This window comes from Acinetobacter sp. UBA3025 (assembly GCF_002367915.1).
GTDB lineage: Bacteria > Pseudomonadota > Gammaproteobacteria > Pseudomonadales > Moraxellaceae > Acinetobacter.
The window spans coordinates 1-11,577 of sequence record NZ_DFDO01000181.1 but is presented as its reverse complement, the minus strand read 5'-3'; the positions used below and the strand labels follow the sequence as shown (position 1 = coordinate 11,577).

9 protein-coding genes are annotated in these 11,577 nt (G+C 42.2%); 6 read left to right on the top strand and 3 right to left on the bottom strand.

The genetic code is table 11. From position 1 onward, the window contains the following. The 4 genes from B4J23_RS07585 to dapC form a co-directional block, all read left to right on the top strand. Positions 1-574: hypothetical protein (locus tag B4J23_RS07585; RefSeq protein ID WP_291359735.1), on the top strand; the 574-nt coding region annotated here is incomplete at its 5' end. Between the two features lie 127 nt (positions 575-701). Beyond that, positions 702-1,916, top strand: coding sequence for a formate-dependent phosphoribosylglycinamide formyltransferase (purT, locus tag B4J23_RS07580; protein ID WP_291359737.1), 1,215 nt, complete (start codon positions 702-704; stop codon positions 1,914-1,916). A gap of 23 nt (positions 1,917-1,939) precedes the next feature. Next, positions 1,940-4,606, top strand: a complete 2,667-nt coding sequence (glnD, locus tag B4J23_RS07575) for a [protein-PII] uridylyltransferase (RefSeq protein ID WP_180015371.1) — start codon at positions 1,940-1,942, stop codon at positions 4,604-4,606. A gap of 22 nt (positions 4,607-4,628) precedes the next feature. Continuing rightward, positions 4,629-5,798 carry a succinyldiaminopimelate transaminase gene (gene dapC / locus B4J23_RS07570; protein ID WP_291359732.1) on the top strand — a complete coding sequence of 390 codons (1,170 nt, stop codon included), beginning with the start codon at positions 4,629-4,631 and terminating at the stop codon, positions 5,796-5,798. A gap of 130 nt (positions 5,799-5,928) precedes the next feature. Here dapC and B4J23_RS07565 read toward each other — a convergent pair whose 3' ends face one another. Beyond that, a complete protein-coding gene (locus tag B4J23_RS07565; RefSeq protein WP_004784130.1) occupies positions 5,929-6,405 on the bottom strand; it encodes a glutathione peroxidase in 477 nt (158 codons plus the stop codon). Then, on the bottom strand, positions 6,402-6,821 hold the full coding sequence (gene msrB, locus B4J23_RS07560; RefSeq protein ID WP_004784131.1) for a peptide-methionine (R)-S-oxide reductase MsrB: 420 nt from the start codon (positions 6,819-6,821) through the stop codon (positions 6,402-6,404). Before msrB ends, B4J23_RS07565 begins: the two co-directional genes overlap by 4 nt. Before the next feature lie 152 nt (positions 6,822-6,973). On the opposite strand from msrB, the gene B4J23_RS07555 reads away from it, so the two are divergent. After that, complete coding sequence (locus B4J23_RS07555) at positions 6,974-8,209, top strand: pyridoxal phosphate-dependent aminotransferase (RefSeq protein WP_291359729.1); 1,236 nt, start codon at positions 6,974-6,976, stop codon at positions 8,207-8,209. 208 nt (positions 8,210-8,417) lie between these two features. Next, entirely contained in the window at positions 8,418-9,626 is a 1,209-nt protein-coding gene (locus B4J23_RS07550; protein ID WP_291359727.1) for a YbfB/YjiJ family MFS transporter, read from the top strand. A 74-nt stretch (positions 9,627-9,700) separates the two neighbouring features. Here the strand turns inward: B4J23_RS07550 and B4J23_RS07545 are convergent. After that, positions 9,701-11,577, bottom strand: a 1,877-nt coding sequence (locus tag B4J23_RS07545; RefSeq protein ID WP_291359725.1) for an acyltransferase family protein, incomplete at its 5' end; no start/stop codon positions are given.

The following is an 11,577-nucleotide window of genomic DNA, read 5'->3' as shown; positions in this document are numbered from 1 at the left end:
GGTTCAGCAACCACTTCTACAATATGAATTACCCGGCTGCTATTTTGAATGCCTTATTAATACACAGAATTTTACTGGTCATTTTGTAGAAGTGGTTGCTGAACCCGCAGATCATATCCGTGTCATTTATATTCAGAAGCATGGCAAAAATAAAATCATTGCCCTCTACAATCAGACTCAACAGGTAATCCATCTGCATCCCAAACAAATCATTTTTAGCCGATGGAGCCTGCTACATAAAGGCATTCCAAATCTCATTTATGTATTTTGCTTTAGTATAATTTTACTGTTTCTATTTTTTGCACTTGTCGCAGTGTCAAATCATCAATTCCACTTTTTCACTGTATTCTTAGATGCACTGCAATTTTCAGGATTTGGTTTATTGCTATGGATATTTGGTTTTATCTGTCCTTTTGTCATTCCCTTTTATGCCTTTAAGAGAATACAAAGTCTGAAACTTCTCTATCAACTTCAGCTCAATGACAAGCAAATTTTGCATATGGAAAAACTCAATCCGCAAAACTGGATTTATCATTTAAACCCGGTGAAAAATACAGTAAAGCGAACTGCCTGATTTCAGATGCAATTCTCTATAAACTTTTATAAATAAAACTGCTGGCTAATATCACAATTTTGTATGAAACTCGGCTTATCTCGGCATTGAGTTCTGTTATGCTAAAAGTCCATAAAATCAAGCATGGATAATACACATGAACGTGACTATTGGTACTCCTCTTCAATCTTCAGCTTTTAAAGTTCTATTGCTAGGTTCAGGAGAACTAGGTAAGGAAGTGGTGATTTCCTTGCAACGTTTAGGTGTAGAAGTTCATGCTGCAGATCGTTATGCAGATGCTCCTGCCATGCAGGTGGCACATTTTTCTTATGCCTTAAATATGGCAGATGCAGCGGAACTCAAACAGCTTATTCAAAAAATTCAGCCGCATCTCATTGTTCCTGAAATTGAAGCGATTGCGACCGAAGTACTGGTTGAAATTGAAGAACAGAATATTGCAACCGTAATTCCTTCAGCTAAAGCAGTGAACCTGACCATGAACCGTGAAGGCATTCGTCGTCTGGCAGCTGAAGAACTAGGCTTACCGACCTCTGCTTATCGCTTCGCCGATTCTCTGGAATCTTTCCGCGCAGCCTGTGATGACATTGGCTATCCAAACTTTGTGAAACCGGTGATGTCTTCTTCAGGTAAAGGCCAATCTCGCGTGAAAAGTTTTGAAGAAGTCGATGCTGCCTGGGAATATGCGCAAACAGGTGGTCGAGTTAATCAGGGCAAAGTAATTGTCGAATCACAGATTGATTTTGATTTTGAAATTACCCTGCTTACTGTGCGGGCTAAAAATCCTCAAACTGGCGAAATCGAAACCTCTTACTGTGATCCAATCGGACATCGTCAGGACTCAGGCGACTATGTAGAAAGCTGGCAGCCTCAGCCAATGAGCCCGGCTGCTCTGGAAGAATCAAAACGTATCGCGAATAAAGTCACCACAGCACTGGGCGGTTGCGGTATTTTTGGTGTAGAACTCTTTGTCAAAGGCGACAAAGTATGGTTTAGTGAGGTTTCACCTCGCCCGCATGACACTGGTCTGGTTACCTTAGCTTCCCAGTTCCAGAGTGAATTTGAACTGCATGCCCGTGCTATTTTAGGCTTACCAGTCAATACGGCTCGCCATAGCGTGGCTGCCAGTGCCGTGATTTACGCAGGTGTCGATGATCACAACCTTTCATTTTCTGGCCTGAATCTTGCTTTAGCCCATGCCGATACCGATTTACGCCTGTTTGGTAAACCTGAAGGTTTTAAACGCCGCCGTATGGGTGTCGCGACTGCGCGTGCAGAAAGCATTGAACAGGCTCGCGAGCTGGCTCAACAGGTTACTGACCAAGTTAATGTTCATCAAAATTAAGTAAATACAACGGACCACTGTTCATGATCAATACCTCCCCGCTGCTGAATTACATTAAAAGTCACAATGACATCAAAGCGATCAATCAATGGCGTAGCGATGTAGAAAATCAGCTTCAGGAATGTTTTGAAAATGGACAGTCCATCCGTGACATCATTCAGGCTCGTTCTAACCTGATTGATGAAGCCCTGCAATTTCTGTGGAATCATGCTGAACTTGATCAGACCGATTTGGCGCTTTTCGCAGTCGGCGGTTATGGCCGCCGCGAAATGCTGCCATATTCAGATGTCGATATCATGATCCTCTCAGAAGATGATTTTACTCCAGAGCAGGAAAAGCTGATCTCCAGCTTTATTTCCTCGCTTTGGGATGTCGGTAATTTCAAACCGGGCATCAGTGTTCGTACCATCAATGAATGTGTCAATCAGGCCAGCAGCGACCTTACTGTAGCGACGTCCTTGATCGAGGCACGTCTGATTATTGGCAATGAAAATTTAACCAAGTGGCCACGCCGGATCGTGTCACAAACCTGGACTGATAAAACCTTTTTTGATGCGAAAATGGACGAGCAGCACAAACGCTATGCTCAGCACAATAATACTGAAAGCAATCTGGAACCGGATATTAAAAATGCACCGGGCGGTATCCGTGATATTAACCAGATTGGCTGGATTGCCAAACGTCATTTCCGTGTCAACCGTATTTATGACCTGGTGCATCTGGGCTTTATTTCAGAGTTTGAACTTGCCGTACTCGAAGAAGCCGAAAGCTTCCTCTGGGAAATTCGCCATCATTTACACCGCCTGACCAAGCGCGATGAAAACCGCTTGCTGTTTGATTATCAACGGGATATTGCAGCGATGTTTGGCTATACCCGTGAAGAAGGTCAGTCACCGAACTATCCAATCGAACAGTTCATGAAGCGCTATTACCGTAGCGCGCAGCAGGTTTCGACTCTGAATGAAATGCTACTGGCTTATTTTAATGAATCAGTCATTACCCCACGTTTACCCCAATATGAACGCCAGATTGAAGAAATTAATGAAAACTTTAAACTGGTCGATGGCAAGTTAGCAGTTCAACATCACAAGATTTTCTCGGAAAAGCCAAGTGCCATTCTGGAAATCTTCTATTTGCTGGCCAATCGTCCTGAAATTGAGGGTATTCGTGCTCGTACTTTACGTCTGCTTACTCTGGCAGCTAAACGTATTGATCAGGATTTCCGTGATAATCCGGTACACCAAGCCCTGTTTATGGCCATCATTCGTTCACCACATCGCCTGTATGAAACCTTAGTAGCGATGAAACGTTATGGTGTCCTAGGCAAATATATTCCGGCTTTCGGACAGATTACCGGTCTGATGCAATATGACTTATTCCACATCTATACCGTGGATGCACATACCCTACTCTTGATCCGCAATCTGAATCGCTTCAAGGAACCCGAATTTGCCAAAGAATTCCCTGTGGTCAGTTCCGTGTTCCAGCGTCTGGCACGTCGTGACATTGTTTATCTAGCGGCTATTTTCCATGACATTGCCAAAGGTCGTGGCGGTGATCATAGTGAGCTTGGTGCAGCCGATGCGATTCAGTTCTGCCGTACCCATGGCTTTACCGAACGTGAATGCAATCTGGTTGCCTGGCTGATTGAAAACCATTTGTCCATGTCAGTCACTTCACAGAAAAAAGATATTTCCGATCCGGATGTGGTCAAAGAATTTGCTGAAAAAATGGGAGATATGGAGCATCTGGATTATCTGTATACCCTAACCGTGGCAGATATTAATGCGACCAATCCAAAACTCTGGAATACCTGGCGTTCATCTTTAATGCGTCAGCTCTATACGCATGCGCGTGATGTAATCCGTTCCGGTCTTGGTCGTCCGGTTGATTATCAGATGCTGATTGAAGATACCAAATTTGAAGCCAGTGAACGGTTGGTGGAACATTTCTCGCTTTATGATGTCGAAAAAGTCTGGCAGGAATTGGGCGATGATTACTTCCTGAAAGAATCTGCCGATGAAATCGCCTGGCATACCCGTGCCATTCTGGAACATGGGGATAATCCTGCACCATTGGTATTAATGCGTGCGCATCGTAAATATGCGCAGGATGCCGTGCAGATCTTCATCTATACTCAAGATAAGCCAAATCTGTTCGCCACCACGGTTGCTGTTCTGGATCGCATGAATCTGGACGTTCAGGATGCCCGGATTATTACCGCAACCAAAGCTTTCAGTTTGGATACCTATGTCGTCCTTGACCGTTTTGGCACCCTTCTGACCGATCCGGAACGTGAGGCAACTGTCATTGAAGCCTTACAGGATGCCTTAAGTCATTCTGATGAATATCCAGGTCTGATGCAGCGCCGGATTCCGCGTCAGTTACGTCATTTTGATATTGAAAATACCGTCGATATCACCCTTAATGAAGCTTTAAACCAGAATATGGTTGAAATTGCGACACTTGACCATCCTGGTTTACTTGCGAAAATTGGCGGTTTATTTATGATGCAGGGTCTGGATATTCACTCTGCTAAAATTGCTACGCTTGGCGAACGTGCTGAAGATATTTTCTTTGTCACCAAAAAAGATGGCAGCCCAATGACCCAAATAGAGTCTGACAATTTTGCAGCGGCATTAAAAGCTGCTCTGGATGAGGCCTCACATCAGGTCAATGCTCAACACTAACACACTGCTCGGTAACACATTCATGAACTCTAGCTTGTCTTTATTGCATCCATATCCGTTTGAAAAGTTGAATAAACTTTTTGCGGATATCCAGCCTGCGAATATGCCTTTGATTCCCCTTTCAATTGGTGAACCAAAGCATCCAGCACCCGAGTTTGTGAAACAGGCGATTATTGATAATTTTCAGCATCTATCGACTTATCCGAACAGCAAAGGCTTACCTGAATTACGAGAAAGCATTTCCAACTGGCTGACTCGTCGTTTTAAACTCAATAGCATCAGTGCAGACAGCAATGTATTACCGGTCTCTGGTACCCGTGAAGCAATCTTTTCTTTTGTTCAGGCGCTGATTAATCGTGAAGATGCGCCTTATGTGGTGATGCCAAACCCTTTCTACCAGATTTATGAAGGTGCTACCCTGCTTGCAGGTGCAAAACCTTATTTCATTAACTGTACTGAAGAAAATGACTACTTAGGCGACTTTGATTCAGTTCCGGCTGAAGTCTGGGAAAAAACTGCCCTGTTATTTGTGTGTACACCGGGCAACCCAACAGGTGCTGTTCTTTCTAAAGAACAGTTTAAAAAGCTGATTGCACTGTCAGACAAATATGATTTTGTCATTGCTTCTGATGAATGTTATTCAGAACTCTGGTTTGATGAAGCACCGACAGGTTTACTGGAAGTGTGTGCAGAAATTGGCCGAGATGACTATAAAAACTGTGTCGTTTTCCATTCTCTATCTAAACGTTCTAATCTGCCAGGCATGCGTTCAGGCTTTGTTGCAGGTGATGCAGCTTTACTCAAACCTTATCTGCAATACCGTACTTATCACGGTGCAGCGATGCCGGTGCAACACCAGTTAGCATCAATTGCAGCCTGGAATGATGAAGCGCATGTAGAAGAAAACCGGGTACAGTATCGTGCCAAATTTGATCTGTTCCAGAAAGAATTAGGGCACTTGCTCCCGCTGAAAAAACCGGATGCCGGTTTCTACTATTGGCTTAAAGTGGACAATGATGAAACTTTTGCCAAAATGCTAATGGAAAAAGCGCATATCAAAGTGCTACCAGGCCGTTACCTGTCTCGTGAAACTACGCAAGGCAACCCGGGTGAAAACCATGTACGGTTGGCATTAGTCGCTGATCTGGCACAATGTGAACAGGTAATTCAACGTTTAAAAGCGATTCTTTAATCTTTTAAGAGCTAAACACAAATAAAAAAACCCACTTTCCAGAAGTGGGTTTTTTATGGATATTGGCTACAAATTATTCTTCTATTTCACTTATTTTCTATTCATTAGAAATTAGACATTTCAAATAAACTTATAAAACCTTTTCAATTTCTGTTTCGAGATCTTCAGGTTTGGTGGTAGGTGCAAAACGGTTTAATACCTTGCCATCACGACCAATCAGGAATTTGGTGAAATTCCACTTAATACCATTTCCTAGAATTCCTTTAGAATTATTGGTCAAGTAACGGAAGATCGCATGCGCTTCTGGGCCTTTTACATCTACCTTGGAAAACATCGGGAAAGAAACCCCATAATTTTTCTGACAAAATTCACCGATCTGTTCATTTGAACCTGGATCCTGTCCACCAAACTGGTTGCATGGAAAACCTAAAACTTCCAGTCCCTGCTCTTTATATTTCTGGTAAAGCTTTTCCAGACCTGCAAATTGTGGAGTGAAACCACATTTGCTCGCGGTATTTACGATTAAAAGTACTTTTCCTTCATAATCTGCAAGCCGTTTGTTTTTCCCATCTAACAACTCAGCTTCAAACTGATAAATGCTGGTCATGGATAAGTTTCCTCGTCAGTTTTTTCTTGTGTTTGTAATTCTAAAGAGGCCGAGTTTACACAATAACGTAAGCCAGTCGGTTCCGGACCATCCGGGAAAACGTGTCCCAAATGTGCATCACAATGATGACAAACAATTTCTGTTCTCACCATACCATGTGAAGTATCAGGTAATTCCTCTACAACTGAGCTGCTCACAGGACGATAGAAGCTTGGCCAGCCGCAACCGCTGTCATATTTGGTGGTTGAAGAAAACAGTGGTGTACCACAGCAACGGCAGACATAAGTCCCTTCCTGTTTTGTATTCCAGTACTTGCCTGTGAATGCCGGTTCAGTTCCTTTTTCACGCGTAATGCGAAACTCTTCTGGTGATAACTCTCTTTGCCATTCCCGGTCTGTTTTATTGAGTTTTCCCATCACTAACTCCTTTAAATCTTTGACATTCAATGTCATGCTTCAGTACTTCCATATTTACGCTAGAGATGAAAAAATTTCTAGCGAAATTTCAGCATAGATTGTGATATTTGCGTAATCTATAGGTTTAACTTAAAAATTAATTGGATGGAATTATGTCCGGTATTGGTAACACCCCCCCTCGCGAGATCAAGAAATCGTCTAAGCTTGAGCATGTTTGCTACGACATTCGCGGACCAGTGTTACGAGCGGCCAACGAGATGGAAGAAGCCGGACATAAAATTATCAAACTGAATATCGGAAATCCCGCCCCATTCGGCTTCGAAGCCCCGCAAGAAATCATTAATGATGTTGCACTGAACTTGCCAAATGCGATTGGTTATACGGATTCCAAAGGGATTTTCCCGGCACGTAAAGCGATCTGTCAGTATTACCAGCAAAAAGGCATTCTGGATATGCACGTGAACGACGTGTATGTCGGCAATGGCGTATCTGAGCTGATCGTGATGGCGATGCAAGGCCTGCTGGATGACGGCGATGAAATGCTGATTCCAATGCCGGATTATCCATTATGGACTGCAGCAGTGAACCTGTCTGGCGGTACTGCGATTCACTATAAATGTGATGAAGAAGATCACTGGTATCCAGATATTGCGGATATGGAAAGCAAAATCACGCCAAATACCCGCGGGATCGTGATTATCAACCCGAATAACCCGACTGGTTCGGTTTATCCGCGTCATGTATTACAGCAAATCGTGGATCTGGCGAAGAAATATGATCTGATCCTGTTTGCAGACGAAATCTATGACAAAATCGTTTACGATGGCATTGAACATGTGTCAGTAGCTTCGCTTGCAGGCAAGCAATTATGTGTATCGTTCAACGGTTTATCTAAGGCCTATCGTATTGCTGGCTATCGCTCAGGCTGGATGGCGATTACTGGTGATAAATCACGTGCAATGGACTACATTGAAGGCCTGGATATGCTGGCTTCAATGCGTCTTTGCGCGAATCATCAAGCACAATATGCAATTCAGACTGCACTCGGTGGCTATCAGTCTATTAATGACTTGATCCGCCCAGGTGGCCGTCTATATGAACAGCGTAATATTGCCTGGGAAATGCTAAACGAAATTCCAGGGGTATTTTGTGTGAAACCGGAAGGTGCGATGTACTGTTTCCCTCGTCTTGATCCAGAAATCTATCCGGTTGAGGATGACGAAAAACTGATGCTTGATCTGTTACGTGCCGAGAAAGTTCTATTGGTTCAAGGTACTGGTTTCAACTGGCCAACACCGGATCATTTCCGTGTAGTATTCCTGCCAGCAGAAAATGAACTGCGTGAAGCGATTACCCGTTTAGGCCGTTTCCTGGCAAAAATGCGTTAATTTATAAAAGTTAACTCAAAAAACCGCATTCATGAATGCGGTTTTTTATTGTTTAAAAATTTCCGCGACAAGCTTTATAGATATTTAAAAAGAGGCATGCTGTTAATCCAGAATTTCTTTTCTCAATAAAATCTATTCAGCCTTTTCTCCTTTAGCTTGACGATTCATGCTATTTTTTGAACAAATATAAAACTCCAAGAGTACATGGATGTCCTCAAATACGGTCAAGCTTAGTCTTTTTCTCTGCCTCAGCATGTGCTTAGGCATCGGCATTCTGCGTTTTTCCTATACCGCATTGTTACCTGGTACACGGGAAGCCTTTGCCTGGAGTATGAGTTTTGCCAGTCTCTTAGGTAGTGCCAATCTACTGGGTTATTTAATTGGTGCTTTTGCAGCGATGCGCTTGCCCCAAGATCGAAGCATGAGTACCTATATCCAGCTTGCTGCAATAGCAGGAATGGTTAGCTTATTCTGTTGTGCTTTTTCAGGATTTTCTGAAATCTGGTATATCAGCTGGCGCGTGATTTCCGGCATTAGTGGTGGCCTGCTGATGATTTTGTCACCGAGTATCGTGTCTCAGTGCTGTGATTTAAAAGACCGTTTTAAAATCAATTTTATTGGTTTTAGCGGGATTGGATTAGGGGTTTTATTAGCTACCCTGTTTTTGCCTTATCTTGGCCAGATTTCCATACGTACGGCCTGGCTGATCTTATGTGGGTTTGCCCTGATGATTTGTATCTGCTTAAGCCTACTGATACAACAATTTAAACCCTATCTAGCTAAACAATCTGTTTCTCATACTGCTCAAGTACCTTTAAATACAGTCTTTTATAGTTTACTGGCGGTTTATGCCTGTAGTGCATTTGCCTATATTCCGCATTCATTGTTCTGGATTGACTATCTCAGCCATGAACTAGGATTAAGCTTATTCTGGATTAACTTTAACTGGATTCTATATGGATTGGGCAGTGCCTTAGGTGCTTTTTCTGCTTATGTCCTGGCAAGAAAATTTGGCAATTTTACTGCCCTAAAGATTCTTTATAGTGTTTATATTCTGGCGATTTTCATTGCAACTTTAAATACTAATCCGTTTCTCACTTTCAGTTCTTCTTTCTTTACCGGAATGTTGAATCCCGCTGTGGTTTTCCTCACTTCTTATACCATTTTGCAGCTGTATGGACTGGCCTATAAAAAGCTCTGGAGCATTGCGACTCTATGTTTTGCCTCTGTTCAGCTGATTGGAGGATTGAGTTTTAGTGCCCTGCAATATCTTGGATTGAACTATCATCAACAGTTTATGCTGGCTGCTTTAGTTTTATTAGGGGGAACATTACAACTGTTCTGGAATACACGTTCTTCCAAATATAAGATGGATGAGCAACCGCAACCGGTTTCTATTCGAGAAGAAAAGAATTAAATAAAGATTAAAATCAGTCAATGACCCAAATCCCAAGGAATAGAACCACGTCATTAAACGTGGTTTTATTCCATTTAATCTTTTTTCAAATCTTTAAGCGGATTACCAAACTGTTTTAGATACTCAACGCCCAATTGCCGTGAACCCTGATCATTAAGATGATTATCATCCTTAAAACGATACAAAGGCACATCATTCAGCATCGTTTTACATGCCCGCTGATCACAGATGACTTTGGTTGGATCAATAATTTTCAATTGCGGATATTTCAGTTTTGCTTCTGCCAAAATCTGATTGAATTGCTTTAAATGTGCTTCATAACTTCTTCGGGAAACTGTACATGCAGCGTTCCGATGAAGAATCTCATTACGAATATTACAATCAGAAGGAATATTCTCCCAATCAAGGCGTGGTACATCATTAATTAGAACCACCTGATCACTAGATTGATGGGCAATTTCTAAGGCCTTCATTAAGCCTGCTTTAAATATCTCTTCATCTGAATCATGGATCCCATCTTTAATTTTTAACTCGTCACTAAAATACGGTGCATAAGAGCCTGCCAGTATAATCATTGGATAATGGGTTTCTTTAAGATGCGCAGTAATAGCATCATTACGTTTTTGGAATTTGGTCAGTTCTTTCCATTGATTCAGCTTTAACTCAAATCGCTGCACACCTGGCAGATAAAAGGTCGAACTTTGCGTTGCATCATAACCGCGTAAATTGGCATCCTTTGCCCATTCATCCAGCATTGCTGTATAGGCATTGGCATGCGAATCGCCAATCAACAGGAAATCAATATCTTGTTTAGATTGTCCTAAGATACAATCTTGAGCACTGGGCAAAACATTTGGATCCGCAGTATCCATGCAGTTACTACGAATCACATGTGCATACGTATGTAATGCTTCCTGTTTGTCCTGCACCGATTTTGGAAAACGCTCCGGGAAACCTTCATGTGTTTTGATGGTTTGGGCGATCGCAATAAAACTGACTGCAGGTAACAGAAATCCAAGAATAATCACTTTATAATTTGCAGCCATCACAAAGCGTTTCAGGGGTGTTTCAGCCAGTTTATAAGTCAGAAATGCACATATAAGTGACAGAAAAACAATAATAATCTGATTTTCTAGATTCAAGGGCAGCATATAAATGCCAAAGAATACGATAATCGGCCAGTGCCATAGATACAGAGGATATGAAATTTTGCCAATCCATGTACTAAGACGATTACTTAGCAATAAATTACTTGAAGATATGGATTGTCCCAGATAAATAATCAGTGCTGTTGCAAGACACGGGATCAATGCCATCAGTCCTGGGAATGGGGTTTGCTGATCAAAATATATTGCAGTTGCAAATAGAACACTTACTCCAGCCCAGACCAATCCCTGTAATAGTTTTTTTGGCAGATTCAGTTTTGGCAAGCAGCTAATCAATGCACCAATCAACAACTCAAATGCTCGTACCGGCATACTATAATAAGCTTTGGCCGGATTATGAGTCAGTTGCTGCTGGGCGTATATAACTAAAGCGACAATGAATACACTAATGACAACCCAAAGATATTTACGCGAGGTCTTACTCAAGAATAGCCATAGCAAGAGCGGCCAGAAAATATAAAACTGCTCTTCTACGCCCAATGACCATAAATGTAATAACGGCACATTTTCTACATTCGGGCTGAAATAATCTCCTACCTCATTCCGCATATACAGATTGGCAATAAGCACAGTCGCATACATGACGCTTTTAAAATATTCCGTCAGCTCACCCGGCAACATCACCTGCCAGGCAATTAGGCTGACAATTGCCAGTACAGTAAAATATGCAGGTGCCAGACGGATCACACGTTTCTTATAAAACCGTGCAATTGAAAATTGCTGCAACTCAATATCGCGCGTCAGAATGGTCGTAATGAGATAACCGGAAATGACAAAGAAAATAT

Excerpts from the sequence above, each read along its gene's own strand:
- glnD (WP_180015371.1), top strand. The coding sequence starts at position 1,940 with ATGATCAATACCTCCCCGCTGCTGAATTACATTAAAAGTCACAATGAC.
- B4J23_RS07565 (WP_004784130.1), bottom strand. The coding sequence starts at position 6,405 with ATGACCAGCATTTATCAGTTTGAAGCTGAGTTGTTAGATGGGAAAAAC.
- msrB (WP_004784131.1), bottom strand. The coding sequence starts at position 6,821 with ATGGGAAAACTCAATAAAACAGACCGGGAATGGCAAAGAGAGTTATCA.
- dapC (WP_291359732.1), top strand. The coding sequence starts at position 4,629 with ATGAACTCTAGCTTGTCTTTATTGCATCCATATCCGTTTGAAAAGTTG.
- B4J23_RS07550 (WP_291359727.1), top strand. The coding sequence starts at position 8,418 with ATGTCCTCAAATACGGTCAAGCTTAGTCTTTTTCTCTGCCTCAGCATG.
- B4J23_RS07555 (WP_291359729.1), top strand. The coding sequence starts at position 6,974 with ATGTCCGGTATTGGTAACACCCCCCCTCGCGAGATCAAGAAATCGTCT.